Below are 14,568 nucleotides of genomic sequence, written 5' to 3'. Positions count from 1 at the left end.
TCGAGACGCGCTACGCGCTCGTCACCATGAGGGTCGACACTTCCGATGATGTGGTCGGCGTGAAGAGCGTCTTTCCGGCCCTGCCGATTACCCCTGCGGCGTGCCCTGCCGCCATTGGCCGCCGGCGATCTTGGCCGCGGCGATCACGGCTTGCGTGCGGCTTTCGACACCGAGCTTTTGCAGGATCGCGGACACATGCGCCTTGATGGTGGCTTCGGAGACGCCGAGCTCGTAGGCGATCTGCTTGTTCAGCAAACCTTCCGACAGCATCATCAGGACGCGAACCTGCTGCGGCGTCAGCGTCACCAGCCGGTCGCGCAGCCGCGCCATCTCGGGATCGCCGGCCGACGACAGGTCGGTGTCAGCGGGAACCCAGACGTCGCCGTCCATTACCTTCATGATGGCATCGCGAAGCGTGTCGACGCCGAAGCGCTTCGGGATGAAACCGGACGCGCCGAAGTCGAGCGAGCGGCGGATCGTGCCGGCATCGTCGCTGGCAGACACGATCACCACCGGGATCGCCGGATACTGCGCGCGCAGATAGATCAGGCCGGAGAAGCCGCTGATCCCCGGCATGGTCAGGTCGAGCAGGATCAGGTCGACGTCGGCGTCCTTCTCGAGCAAGGCGGTGAGCTCTTCGAACGAACCGGCCTCCGTGATGACGGCCGAACTCACAACGCTTGCGACCGCCTGCCGCAGCGCATCGCGGAACAGCGGATGGTCATCGGCGATGACAAGATGGGTCTGGACTGCAGCAGTCATCGGTATCTCGTGAGCGGGTCGCCGCCCCCTTCTTGTCCTTTGTCCTCCGAGCGGCGGCTGCGTGCAAGGACGTAATTTTACCGTGTCTCGAAGCAGTTAATGCCGTCGCTTGTGCGCCGCAACACGCGACCGAAGTCCCGATCGAAGCGCGCACGACCGACGGGTTCCTCGCGGTGCGGAAGGTCGTGAACAGGGCCGAAAGTCTTATTGGGGCGGCTTTTGCCGCGATGTTACGCTCTTGCCAAGCCCGTAAGCTCATCCGGCCGAACTCGGCAGGCGAGTTCAGCAGCAATAATTTGGGGGGAATGATCCATATGACCACAGTGACTGCAACTTCGGCGCGCCCGGCCGGCATGACGAAGGACGAACGCTTCGTCATCCTTGCCTCCTCGCTCGGTACTGTCTTCGAGTGGTACGACTTCTACCTCTACGGATCGCTGGCCAGCATCATCGGCGCGCAGTTCTTCTCCGCCTATCCGCCGGCGACCCGCGACATCTTCGCCCTGCTTGCCTTCGCCGCCGGCTTCCTGGTGCGTCCGTTCGGCGCCATCGTGTTCGGCCGCGTCGGTGACATCGTCGGCCGCAAATACACGTTCCTTGTAACCATCCTGATCATGGGCCTGTCGACGTTCATCGTCGGCCTGTTGCCCAACGCCGCCACCATCGGCATCGCCGCGCCGATCATCCTGATCGCGCTGCGCCTGCTGCAGGGCCTTGCGCTCGGCGGCGAATATGGCGGTGCAGCAACCTATGTCGCGGAGCACTCCCCGCAAGGCAGGCGCGGGTACTACACCTCCTTCATCCAGACCACCGCGACGCTTGGCCTGTTCCTCTCACTGATCGTGATCCTGTTCACCCGCACAATGACCGGCGAGCAGGCCTTTGCCGAATGGGGCTGGCGCATTCCGTTCCTGGTGTCGGTGCTGCTGCTCGGCATCTCCGTGTGGATCCGGCTGCGGCTGAATGAATCGCCGGTATTCCAGCGCATGAAGGACGAGGGCAAGAGTTCCAAGGCGCCGCTGACGGAAGCCTTCGCCAACTGGGGCAACGCCAAGATCGTGCTGCTCGCCTTGATCGGCGGCACCATGGGCCAGGGCGTGGTCTGGTACACCGGCCAGTTCTACGCGCTGTTCTTCCTGCAATCGATCCTGAAGGTCGACGGCTATACCGCCAACCTCCTGATCGCCTGGTCGCTGGTGTTCGGCACCGGCTTCTTCATCGTGTTCGGCGCGCTGTCCGACAAGATCGGCCGCAAGCCGATCATCCTCGCGGGCTGCGCGATCGCGGCGCTGACCTTCATCCCGATCTTCAAGATGATTACCACCAACGCCAACCCGGCGCTGGAAAAGGCGATCGAGGCGGCCAAGGTCGAGGTGGTGGCCGATCGCGCGGGCTGCGGCGACCTGTTCAACCCGGTCGGCACCCGCGTGTTCACCGCGCCTTGCGACACCGCGCGCGCCTATCTCGCCCAGTCGTCGGTGAAGTACTCGACGACCTACGGCGCGGCGGGTTCCGGCGTGAAGGTCGTCGTCAATGGCAAGGACGTGCCGTACACCGACGCCAAAACCTCCAACCCGGCGGTGCTGGCGGCGATCCAGGCGGCGGGCTATCCGAAGGCGGGTGACGCCGGCATCGTGAAGATGGCGCATCCCTTCGACATCTTCCGTCCGCAGGTTGCGGCCGTGATCGGGCTGTTGTTCATCCTGGTGATCTTCGTCACCATGGTCTACGGCCCGATCGCCGCCATGCTGGTCGAACTGTTCCCGACCCGCATCCGCTACACCTCGATGTCGCTGCCCTATCACATCGGCAACGGCTGGTTCGGCGGCTTGCTACCGGCGACGGCGTTCGCGATCGTCGCCTCCACCGGCGACATCTATGCCGGCCTCTGGTACCCGATCATCTTCGCGGCGATCACCGCAGTGGTCGGCTTCTTCTTCCTGCCGGAAACCAAGGACGTCGATATCAGCAAGACCTGAGCCGAAGAGCTCGTCCAGCGCTTGCTCGATCGGCCGCGGAGCGATCCGCGGCCGATTTGCTTGTCGACATCTACCAGCGGTCCCAGGTTACGCTGGCGCTCCACCCGGGCTACGAAGCTTCGCGTGGCGAGAGACGATCTGCGTCATTTTGTGCTGCCGATGAACTGCAGCACGATCTCGCGCCGGTGCGGCCTGGCCCGATGCTCGATCAGGTAGATGGCCTGCCAGGTGCCGAGCGCGAGTTCGCCATCCAGCACCGGAATCTGGAGCGAGGTCGATGTCAGCATGGTTCTGATATGCGCCGGCATATCATCGGGACCTTCGGTGTCATGGCGCCATCCGCCATTCTCGGGCGCCAGGCGGCGCAGCACGGTCAGGAGATCCTCCAGCACGGTCGGATCGGCATTCTCCTGGATGGTCAGCGACGCCGAGGTGTGGCGGATGAACGCCGTCACCTGCCCCTCCGCCCCGCGCGCCTCGCGCAGGAATTTTGCGACCTCCGATGTGAGATTGGTGAAACCGGCACCCGTCGTGTGAACCGTCAGCAGCGACGACACGATGGTGGTGGCACTAACGGCTGACGGGACGCTGCGCGAGAGTGATCGGGTCGAGGTCATGAAATCTCATCGTAGGATGGTTGGACCAATCAAATCTTCCCCGACATGTCGCGCTGGACACGGTTGGCCATCTCGATCAGCCGGCGCCAGGCGCGTTCGAGGAACGACATCACGCGGTCCATGTCCTGATCGCTCGGCAACGGGATTTCGATCCTGCGTCCGCCCTCGGCGGCCTTTGGGTCAGGCTGCTTCAGCGAATCCGATTTCGGCAGCGCCTCGTCGGTCTTGCCGGTGGTGGCTGGATCGCGCTGGGCAAGCTCGGCCCTGAGCTTTTCGTTCTCGGCCTGCAGTCGGCCGATTTCCGCGTCCATCGCGGCGCGTTCGTCGGGTATGGCATAGCAGGCCCAGCCTGCACCCGAATTGTTGTTGCAGGTCGAAACGGCGCCGGTCCTGGTGTCGAGCCGCAGCACGCCGTCAGCGGTGGTCGACAGTGCATAGCGGCCGTTCTCGGTATCCGGCCGGGATTGGGCAAGGGACGCCCCGCCCAGGCTCAAGCTCAACGCCACAACCATGATGGCAGTGGACACTTTCGAGGACGACGTCGCGTGGCACATCGGCTTGCTCCCGCCTCAGGAAAGGTTGGCTCCGAGCCCGTGATCCGATTGATCGGACCATGGTCTCGTTTTCTCTTTGAGCATGATCTTCCCGGAAAACAGGTTCCCACTTTTCCGGATCAAGCTCTAAATGTCTGACGTATATGGCGGCCTGCCGGACTTCAATGCATCGGCCAGCAAATCCAGCCGGTCCTGGCCCCAGAACACCTCGCCATCGAGCACATAGGCCGGAGAGCCGAACACGTCGGCCGTTATCGCATCCTGACGGTTCTGCTCATAGGCCGCACTGATCGCCTCCGAGGCGGAACGTTCCACCAGCCTGGCGCCGGGCAGACCCGATTCGTCGGCGAGCCGCGCCACGGTCGCGGCATCGGCGAGATCGAGCTGGTCTTCCCAGACCGCGATAAAACCGCGCTTCAGCAAAGGATCGGGATCGAGCCCGGCCTCGATCGCGGCGATGACCACGCCGTCGGCAAGGCGGGCGTTGAACGGCCAATGCGCGGGCTTGAGATGAAACTGCAATCCGCGCCGGTCGCGCCAGCGCTGCAATTCCACCATCCGATAACGTTGCCGCACCGGATGGCGCTTCAGAAGCGGCAGTCCCCCGGTCTCCGAGAACAGGTCGACCAGCACCACGGGCTTGTAGTTCACCTTCAGATCAAAGCCCGTGACGAGATCGCGGAACGGCTGGTGGCCGATATAGGCCCAGGGAGATTGAAACGAGAAGTAGTAGTCGACCTGGCGCGACATGGAGGCTCCGAACGGGATTTGTGCGACGGTGCCGGTATCCCAACAGAGCACCCGGACCGGTGCAAGAGCGCCGCGGCCCGAACGGCGGCTGTTGCGCTGCGATGACAGGTCGCAGACATCTGGAATATCTCCAGATAAGTGCAGTCGAATCAATGCACTAACTGGTTGTTACGCAATCTTGACTTGATCGGACACGGTAAGTATGGTCCGCGCGGCTTTTGAGGGTGGCGGCGCAATTTCCATCAACCGCAGCATCGTTTAGTGTCTGCCGCATGGCGGAAAACAAAAACGACAACGCAAGTGGAAATCGCGACCAGTCGTCGTCCGACGAAGCTGCGCTTTCCGCAAGGCTCGGAAGTCTGGATCATCGGTTGTCCGAAATACGCGACAGCCGCAAAATCAGGACTGATCAATCCGGTACTGAAAGCGGAGACGGTGCCGCCAGAGCTTCCGCGATGGCGCTCGGTTTCCGTCTTTCGTCGGAATTGGTCGCGGGCGTTGTCGTCGGGGCGGTGATTGGCTGGGGATTCGACCGTCTGCTGTCGACATCGCCGTTCGGTCTCATCGTGTTCTTGCTGCTCGGCTTCACTGCCGGCGTGGTCAACGTGGTGAGATCTGCGCGCGTGGCCTCAGGCAAGCGCTGAGCACTGGCGGAAGTCACAACATCTGTAATTCGATTGCCGGCGGATGAGCCGGGGGACCAAGAGCCGCGCGGATGAAAATCGATCCGATCCACCAGTTCAACATCGAACCCCTCTTCACGATCGGCCATATCGGCAATCACACGATCGCCTTCACCAACTCGACGCTCTACATGTTCGTGGCGGTGGCGGTGATCTCGGTGCTGATGCTGGCGAGCGGTCGGCAACTGGTTCCGGGGCGCCTGCAGTCGGTCGCCGAAATCTCCTACGAATTCGTTGCCAGCACCATCCGCAGCACCGCCGGCTCGGAGGGCATGAAGTTCTTCCCGCTGATCTTCTCGCTGTTCATGTTCATCTGCGTGTCGAACCTCGTGGGCATCATCCCCTACACGTTCACGGTTTCGAGCCACCTCATCGTCACCGCAGCGCTCGCGCTGCTCGTGTTCTTCACCGTCCTGATCTACGGCCTCTACAAGAACGGGCTGAAGTTCTTCAAGATTTTCGTGCCGTCCGGCGTTCCGATCTACATCCTGCCGCTGGTGATGTTCATCGAGATCCTGTCGTTCTTCCTGCGGCCGGTCTCGCACAGCGTGCGTCTGTTCGCCAACATGCTGGCCGGCCATATCGCGCTGAAGGTGTTCGCGGGTTTCGTTGGAATGCTCGGCGTCTCGCTGGGCGCCATCGGCTGGCTCGGCGGCGTGATGCCGCTGGCGCTCACGGTCGCGTTGACTGCCCTCGAACTGCTGGTCGCATTCCTGCAAGCCTATGTGTTTGCGATCCTGACCTGCATCTACCTCAACGACGCCATTCATCCGGGACACTGAGCGGTCCGGGGAATTTCCACCCACATCTGTCTTTCTCTCCAAGGAGCAAACTATGGAACCGGCAGCAGCTAAACTTATCGGCGCGGGCATCGCGTGCATCGGCATGGGCGGTGCGGGCGTCGGCGTGGGCGTCATCTTCGGCAACTACCTTGCCGCAGCCGTGCGCAATCCGTCCGCCGCCCAGGGCCAGTTCGGCAACCTGATCTTCGGCTTCGCCGTGACCGAAGCGCTCGGCATCTTTTCGCTGCTGATCGCGCTGCTCTTGCTGTTCGTTCCGCTCTGAGCGGTACAGTTTCGCGCCGCCCTCGGGGCGGCGCCATGACAGCTACAGGAGAACTCCATGGCTGAGAGTCATGGCGAAGTATCAGGCCAGAAGGCCGGCGCCCACACCGAAGCCGATGGCGGCCACGGCGGAGGTTTTCCTCCGTTCGATTCGTCCACCTTCGCCTCGCAGTTGGTGTCGCTGGCCATCGCCTTTGTCGTGCTCTACATCGTCGTGTCGCGCTTCGCGCTGCCGCGCGTCGGCGGCGTGATCGAAGCGCGCCAGAACATGATCGAAGGCGACCTGGCGGAAGCGCAGAAGCTCAAGGATGAGTCCGCCGCTGCGCTGAAGGCCTATGAGAGCGACCTGGCGGCCGCGCGCTCCCGCGCCCAGGCCATCAGCAACGAGACCCGCGAGAAGCTGAACGCGGCCTCCGAAGCCGAACGCAAGGCGCTGGAGGACAAGCTCACAACCAAGCTCCACGACGCCGAGAAAACCATCGCGGCGACGCGGACTGCGGCGATGAGCAATGTCCGCGGCATTGCGGCGGATGCGGCGACCGCGATCGTGCAGCGGCTGACCGGCGTCGCACCTGACGGTGCTGCGGTGAACAGCGCCGTCGATGCCTCGCTGAAGGGATAAGCGCGATGTTCACCGAACCGGAAACCTGGGTTGCGATCGCCTTCGTCATCCTGATGGTGGTGTTTGCCTATCTCGGCATCCACCGCACCTTGCTGAAGGCGCTGGACCATCGCAGCGAACGCATCAAGGCCGAACTCGACGACGCCCGCCGCCTGAAGGAAGAAGCTGCAAAGCTGCTCGCCGAATACAAGGCCAAGCGCGCGACCGCCGAGCGCGAGGCGGAGGAGATCGTCGCCAGCGCCAAGGCCGATGCCGAGCGCATCGCGGCCGAGGCCAAGACGAAGATGGAAGATTTTGTCGCGCGGCGGACCAAGACCGCCGAGAACAAGATCGCGCTCGCCGAAGCCCAGGCTTTGGCGGATGTCCGTGCCGCTGCGGCGGATGCTGCCGTGACGGCCGCGTCCACCATCCTGTCGCAGTCGGTCAAGGGCTCCGTCGCCGACGATCTCCTGGCCAAGGGAATCGCCGAGGTCCGCTCGAAGCTGAACTGAGCGGCTTCAACGCAAACAACAAAAAGCCGGCGCGAGACAATCGCGCCGGCTTGTTTGTTTTCCACTTCCCTTGTCATCGCCCGCGAAGGCGGGCGATCCAGTAACCACTGGCGCCTGTGATTGAGCCGAGGACCCCCGCTTACTGGATACCGCGCCTTGGCGTGGGCATGACGAGCTCGGCACGCTGGCCGCGCAGCCCTCGGCTACTTCTTTCGCACCGCCTTCGGTTTCGGCTCCGGCTTCAGCGCCTGCGGATCGAAGCCGATGTAGAAGATGTAATTCTCGGCAACATCGGCCGACGGCGCCGGGAAGGTCATATCCTCGGCCACCAGCGTAAAGGGTTCGCTGCCAGATTCGCTCATCGTCACCGTGGTCTGATAGGCCTTGGTCGCGATCGTCTTTTCCGAGACACCGCCCTGCACCACGGCGACGCGCAGCGGCACCTGAACGGTCGGCGGCGCCCCGGCGGGACCGACAATGATCCGGCCCTGGATGCCGATCCGCGCCGTGATCTCGCCGCCGTTGATCGCGCATTCGCGCGCGGTGCGGGTGATCGTTGCCTGGAACCTGAGATCACTGCCGACCGGCTCCTTGCCGGGCGCTCCCACCGCGTAAGTCGAGGCACCGGAGCGGATCGCCACCGGCGGACAGAGAACGTCCGATTCGCGGCTCTGGCCCTCACCGGGCGCCGGCTTTTCAGCCGGCTCCTCGGACTTGCCGCCGCCGAACAGGCTCTTGAAGCGGTCGGTCAATGACTGTGCCGCCGCTGGCCCGGCCAAGGTGCCGCAACCGAGCGCGGCCGCCACCACAGAGGCGAGTGCGGCCCTGATCACACGATGTCTTGCCATGCGAATCCCTGCCATCCCATTTCCCGGGCGGCGTTATAGCAGCGCAATGGCGGCGAACCCAAGGCGCTAGCTAGCCCCGGAAATCCTCATGCAACAGGCCGAACAGCAGGTGATCCTGCCAGATGCCATTGATGCAGAGATAGCGCCGCGCCAGGCCCTCGCGGGTGAACCCGCATTTCTCTAGGACGCGGATCGAGGGCGCGTTGGACGGGATGCAGGCGGCCTCGATACGATGCAGGTTGAGCTCGCCGAACAATGAGGGCAACAGCACCCGCAACGCCGTGGTCATGTAGCCGCGATGCGCATGAGGCTCGCCGACCCAGTAGCCGATGGTGCCGGCCTGCACAATACCACGGCGGACATTGGCAAGCGTGATGCCGCCGATCATCACACCGTCCGCCTCGCGGAAGATGATGAAGGGATAGGAGCGATCGGCGGCGATGTCCTCGGCGTAGCGGCGCAGCCGGCGGCGGAAGCCCGCCCGGGTCAAATCATCGGACGGCCAGATCGGCTCCCAGGGCGTGAGATAGGCGCGGCTCGATTCGCGGAGCTGGGCCCATTGCGGAAAGTCGGACATCTGCGGCGCGCGTAGCAGCAGGCCATGACCACGCGGCATCAATGCAGCCGGTCCGCTGGTTGGCAAACGAAACAGGGCCATGCCCGTCAACTCCCCTGCCCGCGTCGGGGCCGCCGGTCTGTCTGCGTGGGCATGATCTTGCCGGAAAACCCGGAAACCACTGTTCCGGATCATGCCCTAGTGCAGGAGCGTCTTTGCCTTCGACCGAGTCAATCCTTCCGCAAAAGATACTGCCGTGTCCAGACCTCTGCCGCTGCCGAGCGCCACCACCGCCGGTCGGCTGCGCGAAAGCAGCGCGCGGGCGGCATTGCGGGTCGATTCGACGCTCACCGAATCGATCCGGCTGACCAGTTCGTCGACCGTCAGCGGCCTGCCATAGGCTAGCACATGCCGTGCCAACTGCTCGGCGCGGGAGGAGCAGCTCTCCAGCGCCATCAGCAGCCCCGCCTTCATCTGCGCCTTGGCGCGGGCGACCTCGGCCTCCGTCAGCGTCTCCACGGCTTCATTGATCACGTCGACGATCACTTCCATCATTTCCGGCGCATCCGACGGATCGGTGCCCGTGTAGAGGCCGAAAAAACCGGTATCGCTGTAGGGGGCGTGGAAGGTGTAGATCGAGTAGCACAGCCCTCGCTTCTCCCGCACCTCCTGGAACAGCCGCGAGGACATCCCGCCGCCGAGCGTGTTGGTGAACACCTGCAGCGAAAACAGCGACAGGTCGGTCTGGGGCACGCCCTCCAGCGCCAGCGTCAGATGTGCCTGTTCAAGGTCGCGGTGCACGACGCGGGAACCGCCTTTGCCGAACATCGCCGCCAGCGGCTTTGGTGCCGGCGCCGCATCGAAGCTTGCGAACTTTTGCGCGGCCTCTTCCACGATCCGCTTGTGGTCCACCGCGCCGGCGGCTGCGATCACCATGTCTGGCCCGCGGTAATGGGTGGTGAGATAGCCGCGCAGCATGTCGCGGTTGAACCCCTTCAGCGTCTTGGCGGTGCCAAGCAGGGAGCGGCCCATCGGCTGATCGGGATAGCAGAGCTCGTTCAGGTGCTCGAACACGACGTCGTCGGGCGTGTCCTGGGCCGCGCCGATCTCCTGCACGATGACGCTCTTCTCGCGCTCGAGTTCATCAGGCACGAAGGAGGGATTGGCGAGGATGTCGGCGAGCACGTCGAGCGCCAGCGGCACGTCCGCCTTCATCACGCGCGCGTAATAGGCCGTGGTCTCCGTCGAGGTGCCGGCGTTGAGATCGCCGCCCACGGCCTCGATCTCCTCAACGATCTCGCGCGAGGAGCGGCGCGTCGTGCCCTTGAACGCCATGTGTTCGAGCAGGTGCGAAATCCCGTGCTCGTTCGGCTTCTCGTCGCGTCCGCCGACGCCGGCCCACACGCCGAGCGCGGCCGTCTCCAGATGCGGCATGGTGTCGGTGACGACGGTCAATCCGGACGGCAGCTTGGTGACCTCAACGCTCATCCGGTTACTCCCTGCTTGGCGGCGCGGCTCACCGACAATACGAACTTTTCGACGTCCGCCTGATCGTTTTTCATCACCTTGAGGTGTTCGGGTTTGGTCATCAATCCGTCGAGCCAGGCCGGCAATTGCGGCCGTACCCCGCAGGCGGCCTCGACCGCATCGGGGAACTTGGCCGCATGCGCGGTCGACAGCACGATATTGGGAATCCGCGAATCGGCGCTGTCGCGGTCGGCGACCGCCAGCGCGACCGCGGTGTGGGGATCGACGAGATCCCCGGCCTCGCGCCAGGCGGCGCGGATCGCCGCCGCAGTCTCGGTCTCGTCCGCCTTGCCGGCGTCGAACTCCTCGCGGATCGCAGCCAGCATCGCAGCCGGCAGCACGAAGCGGCCGGACTGCTTCAGCTGCTCCATCAGCCGCCGCACGCTGTCGGCATCGCGCCGGCTCGCCTCGAACAGCAATCGCTCGAAATTCGAGGAGACCTGGATGTCCATCGACGGCGAGGTCGTGGCGTGAACCTCGCGCACCTCGTAGATGCCCATCTTCAGCGTGCGCGGCAGGATATCGTTGACGTTGGCCGCGATACGCAAGGACCGGATCGGCAATCCCATGCGCTTGGCGACATAGCCTGCGAAGATGTCGCCGAAATTGCCGGTCGGCACCGTGAAATCCACCGTCCGGGCCGGCGCGCCGAGCGCGACTGCCGAGGTGAAATAGTAGACCACCTGCGCCACGATGCGCGCCCAATTGATCGAGTTCACGCCCGACAGCGAGACGGTGTCGCGGAAATCGTGATGGTTGAAGAGTCCCTTCACGATCGCCTGGCAATCGTCGAAGGTGCCTTCGATCGCCAGCGCATGGATGTTGGGCGCGCCGGTCGTCGTCATCATCCGCCGCTGCACGTCGGAAATGCGCCCCTGCGGGAACAGCACGACGAGATCGACATTTTCGAGATTGGCAAAGGCCTCGACCGCGGCGCCGCCGGTATCGCCCGACGTCGCGACCACGATCGTGGTGCGCTGTGAACGCTTCGCCAGCACGTGATCCATCAGCCGCGAGATCAACTGCATCGCGACGTCCTTGAACGCCAGCGTCGGGCCGTGGAACAGCTCCAGCAGAAATTGATTCGGGCCGATCTGGTCGAGCGGCACCACTGCGGGATGGCGGAACGTCGCGTAGGCTTCGTTCGCCATGCGGCCAAGATCGGGATCAGAAATCTCGCCGCCCGCGAACGGTCTGATGACGTCGACCGCGACTTCCCAATAGGGCCGTCCGAAGAAGCCGGCGATGGTTTCGCCTGACAGCACCGGCCAATTTTCGGGCACGTAGAGGCCGCCGTCGCGAGCGAGCCCGGTCAGCATCACGTCACAGAAACCGAGAGCCGGGGCCTCTCCCCGGGTCGAAACATATCGCGTCAAACCGCCCTCCAAAGGCTCAAGCCTTTATCTTAAACCTTTGATATGATGAAGCTTATCGAATTCGCGCTGCGCGGACTCGCGGGGCCACCATAAAGGGTTTTCGTGCCAAGGGGAAACCGCTTCTTGTGCGGCGCTGCCGCAAGGCGCAGCCGAAACGGCGGTGACTGCCAATCCATCGTGCAGCGGAACCATTGCCGCTTTTTCCTGTTTATGTCCGCCATCGAGGCCGGGGGAGCAGCGATCAGAATGATGCCCGTCGATCGGTGGTGGGTGGGCGCCACGCAACACGCGGCGTGACCGATGCTTCGGTAGATTGGAGAAAAGGAAGATCATGAAACGGATTTTGTTGATCGGCGCCGCGCTTGTGGTGTCACTGCTGGGCCTGACGGCATCGGCTTCCGCACGGCTCGGCATTGCGCCGATGGTGACGGCGAACGATGCGCTGATCCAGGTCAAGGGCGGGCGCGGACACGGACACGGACACGGATGGGGCCATAGAGGTGGCCGTGGACATCATTACGGCTGGTATCGCGGGCGCGGGCATCACTACGGCTGGCGCCATCGTCGCTACTACTAGCGACCAGGAATCGCCCGCACCGCCCTGCTGTTTCCGAATTGCCCCGGCAGAAGCGATGCAAGCGATGGGAACGGTCGCGCCTTCGGGCGCGACCAGTTCCGCAAAGGGTCAGCCCAACGCCATTTCGACGGCGATCCGAATCAGGTCGGAATGATTCTTGGCGCCGAGCTTCTGCTTCAGAAGCGAGGTGGTATTGGCGACCGTCTTGTAGGAGATGTTGAGCGCGGCGGCGACCTCGCCGATCTTGTCGCCCCGCCCGAGCAATCGCAGGATTTCCAGTTCGCGTGGCGACATCAGCGAGGCCGGATTGGCCTTGATGGCGGCGCCTGAGAACGTCACGGCCTCGGCCAAATGCGGCGATATGAAATTGTCGCCGGCCGCGACCTTGCGTACGGCCTTCACAAACACCCTGGGATCGTCGGTCTTCGAGACATAGCCCTGCGCGCCCGCTTCCACCGCGCGGACCACGAAGGCCGGATCGTCATTCATGCTGAACATGATAATCTTGGCCTCCGGATCGTCCTTGCGAATCCGGCGCATCAGTTCAAAGCCGGAAACATCCGGGAGGTTGATGTCGATCACAGTAACATCGGGCTTCTTGCTGACATAGGCCCGGTGACCCGACTTGGCGTCAGTGGCTTCCTCGATTTTCACCGAGGTGTCGGAAGCGAATAGTGACCGGCACCCGGACAACACCACCGGGTGGTCGTCGACAATCAATATCCTTGTGGCCGGTTTCGGCGTATCTTGCATCACTTGCATTCTGTATCGAGAACATAGGTCCCGGGGAACCCGTGAAAAGGGAAAACCGCCGGAGCGAATTAGAATTAATTAAATGTGGAAAAGATTTTCGCTTCGAACGCGGTTTTTCCTTCCGCTCGGTATCATGTTCGTGGCCGCGCTCCTGATTGGAGCGATCTCGCTGCAACTGTTCACGCCGACGCAACTGTCGGACGAGAGCGCGCCGTCCGAGCGTTCAGCCAAGGCAGTCGCCGATGCACTTAACGGCGCGCTTCGAACGTCGGCCAATCCGCAAGCGACGCTGGATGCCTTCGCTCAGGCGATCGGCACATCCGGAACCATTCGCTTCCAGCCTAGCGGTACGAGCCAGCCGTCCCATCCGCCGGTTGAGGTGCAAACCCCGATCGGGCGGGTGCCGCGATGGTTCATGGACCTGATCCGAATACCGGAGGTGGGCGCATCATTTCCTATCCGGATGGAAGGCAAGGAGGTCGGCGAGCTCATTTTTGAGCCTGACCTGTCGGCGGATATCTTCGAGAAATGGATCGGGTTTGTTGCGATCGCCTCCTCCGCGGTCGTGCTGACGCTGCTCACCGGCCTTATCGCATCTTTCACCGCCGGCGCCGTGCTGCGCCCGCTGCAGGATCTCGGCCAAGGCCTTAGCCGCATGCGCGGCGGCGACTATGAGCAGCTCATCTCACCGTCGGGGCCGCCGGAAATCCGCCAAAGCGCCGAGGAAGCCAACGAACTTGCCCGTACGCTGAGCCGGCTGAGCCAGGACAATCGAGGTCTGCTGCGCCGGATCGTCTCGCTGCAGGACGACGAGCGGGGCGACATGGCACGCGAACTGCACGACGAGCTCGGGCCGCTATTGTTCGGTATTCGCGCCAATACGGTTGCGCTGATCGAAGCGATCCCGCACGGCAACGCGCAGCTTGCCGCCTCCGCCGAGGGCATCCTGCAATCGGTCGAAGCGCTGCAACAGGCGAACCGCCGCATCCTCGACCGGCTGCGGCCGCTCTACATCCAGGAGTTGGGGCTAAAGAGGAGCGTCGAGACCTTGTTGCAGTATGCCCGCGCGCAGGCGCCCGGACTCGAGCTCGTCTCGCAGATCGACGGCCGGCTGAATACGATAGAGGGTCTGCTCTCGCAGACCGTCTATCGCGTGATCCAGGAGAGCCTCACCAACGTGCTGCGCCATGCCCGCGCCGGTTCGGCCAGTGTGGAGGCTTCGATGAACGGCGAGGAGCTGATCGTGGAGGTATCGGATGATGGTATCGGCTTTCCCGAGCATTGCGTCTTCGGCCGCGGCCTGACCGGGATGCAGGAACGGGCGCGTGCGCTGAGCGGCACCCTTGAGCTGGTGCGCGAAGACGGATGGACCATCGTTCGTTGCCGCCTGCCGCTCGGAGACGGTTAGA

Annotated in this window: 18 protein-coding genes; 8 read left to right on the top strand and 10 right to left on the bottom strand. The window is 63.6% G+C overall.

What is annotated here, in order from left to right:
- Positions 1-87 precede the first annotated feature (87 nt).
- On the bottom strand, positions 88-762 hold the full coding sequence (locus tag I6F35_RS06960; protein ID WP_225116919.1) for a response regulator transcription factor: 675 nt from the start codon (positions 760-762) through the stop codon (positions 88-90).
- 353 nt (positions 763-1,115) lie between these two features.
- Here I6F35_RS06960 and I6F35_RS06955 point away from each other — a divergent pair, with 353 nt between their 5' ends.
- On the top strand, positions 1,116-2,741 hold the full coding sequence (locus I6F35_RS06955; RefSeq protein ID WP_225117187.1) for an MFS transporter: 1,626 nt from the start codon (positions 1,116-1,118) through the stop codon (positions 2,739-2,741).
- Positions 2,742-2,884: 143 nt separating this feature from the next.
- Here I6F35_RS06955 and I6F35_RS06950 read toward each other — a convergent pair whose 3' ends face one another.
- From I6F35_RS06950 to I6F35_RS06940, 3 genes are all read right to left on the bottom strand, one after another.
- Positions 2,885-3,358 (bottom strand): secondary thiamine-phosphate synthase enzyme YjbQ, encoded by a 474-nt coding sequence (locus tag I6F35_RS06950; protein ID WP_225116918.1) that lies wholly within the window; start codon positions 3,356-3,358, stop codon positions 2,885-2,887.
- Positions 3,359-3,387: 29 nt separating this feature from the next.
- Entirely contained in the window at positions 3,388-3,912 is a 525-nt protein-coding gene (locus I6F35_RS06945) for a hypothetical protein (RefSeq protein ID WP_225116917.1), read from the bottom strand.
- Between the two features lie 126 nt (positions 3,913-4,038).
- Positions 4,039-4,662 carry a 2-hydroxychromene-2-carboxylate isomerase gene (locus I6F35_RS06940; RefSeq protein WP_225116916.1) on the bottom strand — a complete coding sequence of 208 codons (624 nt, stop codon included), beginning with the start codon at positions 4,660-4,662 and terminating at the stop codon, positions 4,039-4,041.
- A 272-nt stretch (positions 4,663-4,934) separates the two neighbouring features.
- Between I6F35_RS06940 and I6F35_RS06935 the strand changes: the two genes are divergently transcribed.
- From I6F35_RS06935 to I6F35_RS06915, 5 genes are all read left to right on the top strand, one after another.
- The gene (locus I6F35_RS06935) at positions 4,935-5,306 is read left to right on the top strand and encodes an AtpZ/AtpI family protein (RefSeq protein WP_225116915.1); all 372 of its coding nucleotides are present in this window, start codon (positions 4,935-4,937) and stop codon (positions 5,304-5,306) included.
- A gap of 71 nt (positions 5,307-5,377) precedes the next feature.
- Positions 5,378-6,127, top strand: coding sequence for a F0F1 ATP synthase subunit A (locus tag I6F35_RS06930; RefSeq protein ID WP_225116914.1), 750 nt, complete (start codon positions 5,378-5,380; stop codon positions 6,125-6,127).
- Between the two features lie 52 nt (positions 6,128-6,179).
- Positions 6,180-6,410 (top strand): F0F1 ATP synthase subunit C, encoded by a 231-nt coding sequence (locus I6F35_RS06925; RefSeq protein WP_027537362.1) that lies wholly within the window; start codon positions 6,180-6,182, stop codon positions 6,408-6,410.
- Positions 6,411-6,467: 57 nt separating this feature from the next.
- Positions 6,468-7,031 (top strand): F0F1 ATP synthase subunit B', encoded by a 564-nt coding sequence (locus I6F35_RS06920; protein ID WP_225116913.1) that lies wholly within the window; start codon positions 6,468-6,470, stop codon positions 7,029-7,031.
- A gap of 5 nt (positions 7,032-7,036) precedes the next feature.
- Positions 7,037-7,522: an ATP F0F1 synthase subunit B gene (locus I6F35_RS06915; protein ID WP_225116912.1), complete on the top strand. Its 486-nt coding sequence runs from the start codon at positions 7,037-7,039 to the stop codon at positions 7,520-7,522.
- Positions 7,523-7,725: 203 nt separating this feature from the next.
- Here I6F35_RS06915 and I6F35_RS06910 read toward each other — a convergent pair whose 3' ends face one another.
- From I6F35_RS06910 to I6F35_RS06890, 5 genes are all read right to left on the bottom strand, one after another.
- Positions 7,726-8,370 (bottom strand): hypothetical protein, encoded by a 645-nt coding sequence (locus tag I6F35_RS06910; RefSeq protein WP_225116911.1) that lies wholly within the window; start codon positions 8,368-8,370, stop codon positions 7,726-7,728.
- A gap of 70 nt (positions 8,371-8,440) precedes the next feature.
- Positions 8,441-9,028, bottom strand: coding sequence for a GNAT family protein (locus I6F35_RS06905; RefSeq protein WP_225116910.1), 588 nt, complete (start codon positions 9,026-9,028; stop codon positions 8,441-8,443).
- Positions 9,029-9,124: 96 nt separating this feature from the next.
- The gene (locus I6F35_RS06900; RefSeq protein ID WP_225116909.1) at positions 9,125-10,414 is read right to left on the bottom strand and encodes a pitrilysin family protein; all 1,290 of its coding nucleotides are present in this window, start codon (positions 10,412-10,414) and stop codon (positions 9,125-9,127) included.
- Complete coding sequence (gene thrC, locus I6F35_RS06895; protein WP_225116908.1) at positions 10,411-11,829, bottom strand: threonine synthase; 1,419 nt, start codon at positions 11,827-11,829, stop codon at positions 10,411-10,413. Before thrC ends, I6F35_RS06900 begins: the two co-directional genes overlap by 4 nt.
- 24 nt (positions 11,830-11,853) lie before the next feature.
- Positions 11,854-12,162: a hypothetical protein gene (locus tag I6F35_RS06890; protein ID WP_225116907.1), complete on the bottom strand. Its 309-nt coding sequence runs from the start codon at positions 12,160-12,162 to the stop codon at positions 11,854-11,856.
- On the opposite strand from I6F35_RS06890, the gene I6F35_RS06885 reads away from it, so the two are divergent.
- Positions 12,161-12,406 carry a hypothetical protein gene (locus I6F35_RS06885; protein WP_225116906.1) on the top strand — a complete coding sequence of 82 codons (246 nt, stop codon included), beginning with the start codon at positions 12,161-12,163 and terminating at the stop codon, positions 12,404-12,406. The two genes, I6F35_RS06890 and I6F35_RS06885, sit on opposite strands and share 2 nt — an antisense overlap.
- 108 nt (positions 12,407-12,514) lie before the next feature.
- On the opposite strand, the gene I6F35_RS06880 is transcribed toward I6F35_RS06885, so the two are convergent.
- A complete protein-coding gene (locus tag I6F35_RS06880; protein ID WP_225117186.1) occupies positions 12,515-13,159 on the bottom strand; it encodes a response regulator transcription factor in 645 nt (214 codons plus the stop codon).
- A 133-nt stretch (positions 13,160-13,292) separates the two neighbouring features.
- Here I6F35_RS06880 and I6F35_RS06875 point away from each other — a divergent pair, with 133 nt between their 5' ends.
- Positions 13,293-14,567 carry a histidine kinase gene (locus I6F35_RS06875; protein WP_346283148.1) on the top strand — a complete coding sequence of 425 codons (1,275 nt, stop codon included), beginning with the start codon at positions 13,293-13,295 and terminating at the stop codon, positions 14,565-14,567.
- Position 14,568 lies beyond the last annotated feature (1 nt).

It is taken from the genome of Bradyrhizobium sp. BRP22 (genome assembly GCF_020194175.1).
Classification (GTDB): Bacteria; Pseudomonadota; Alphaproteobacteria; order Rhizobiales; family Xanthobacteraceae; genus Bradyrhizobium.
Note: the sequence above shows the minus strand (reverse complement) of the source record. Positions and strands in the feature narration are given on the sequence as shown.

Bases quoted from the DNA above. Each gene is read 5' to 3' on its own strand.
- I6F35_RS06960 (WP_225116919.1), bottom strand. From the start codon at position 762: ATGACTGCTGCAGTCCAGACCCATCTTGTCATCGCCGATGACCATCCG.
- I6F35_RS06955 (WP_225117187.1), top strand. From the start codon at position 1,116: ATGACGAAGGACGAACGCTTCGTCATCCTTGCCTCCTCGCTCGGTACT.
- I6F35_RS06950 (WP_225116918.1), bottom strand. From the start codon at position 3,358: ATGACCTCGACCCGATCACTCTCGCGCAGCGTCCCGTCAGCCGTTAGT.
- I6F35_RS06945 (WP_225116917.1), bottom strand. From the start codon at position 3,912: ATGTGCCACGCGACGTCGTCCTCGAAAGTGTCCACTGCCATCATGGTT.
- I6F35_RS06940 (WP_225116916.1), bottom strand. From the start codon at position 4,662: ATGTCGCGCCAGGTCGACTACTACTTCTCGTTTCAATCTCCCTGGGCC.
- I6F35_RS06935 (WP_225116915.1), top strand. From the start codon at position 4,935: ATGGCGGAAAACAAAAACGACAACGCAAGTGGAAATCGCGACCAGTCG.
- I6F35_RS06930 (WP_225116914.1), top strand. From the start codon at position 5,378: ATGAAAATCGATCCGATCCACCAGTTCAACATCGAACCCCTCTTCACG.
- I6F35_RS06925 (WP_027537362.1), top strand. From the start codon at position 6,180: ATGGAACCGGCAGCAGCTAAACTTATCGGCGCGGGCATCGCGTGCATC.
- I6F35_RS06920 (WP_225116913.1), top strand. From the start codon at position 6,468: ATGGCTGAGAGTCATGGCGAAGTATCAGGCCAGAAGGCCGGCGCCCAC.
- I6F35_RS06915 (WP_225116912.1), top strand. From the start codon at position 7,037: ATGTTCACCGAACCGGAAACCTGGGTTGCGATCGCCTTCGTCATCCTG.
- I6F35_RS06910 (WP_225116911.1), bottom strand. From the start codon at position 8,370: ATGGCAAGACATCGTGTGATCAGGGCCGCACTCGCCTCTGTGGTGGCG.
- I6F35_RS06905 (WP_225116910.1), bottom strand. From the start codon at position 9,028: ATGGCCCTGTTTCGTTTGCCAACCAGCGGACCGGCTGCATTGATGCCG.
- I6F35_RS06900 (WP_225116909.1), bottom strand. From the start codon at position 10,414: ATGAGCGTTGAGGTCACCAAGCTGCCGTCCGGATTGACCGTCGTCACC.
- I6F35_RS06885 (WP_225116906.1), top strand. From the start codon at position 12,161: ATGAAACGGATTTTGTTGATCGGCGCCGCGCTTGTGGTGTCACTGCTG.
- I6F35_RS06890 (WP_225116907.1), bottom strand. From the start codon at position 12,162: ATGATCTTCCTTTTCTCCAATCTACCGAAGCATCGGTCACGCCGCGTG.
- I6F35_RS06880 (WP_225117186.1), bottom strand. From the start codon at position 13,159: ATGCAAGATACGCCGAAACCGGCCACAAGGATATTGATTGTCGACGAC.
- I6F35_RS06875 (WP_346283148.1), top strand. From the start codon at position 13,293: ATGTTCGTGGCCGCGCTCCTGATTGGAGCGATCTCGCTGCAACTGTTC.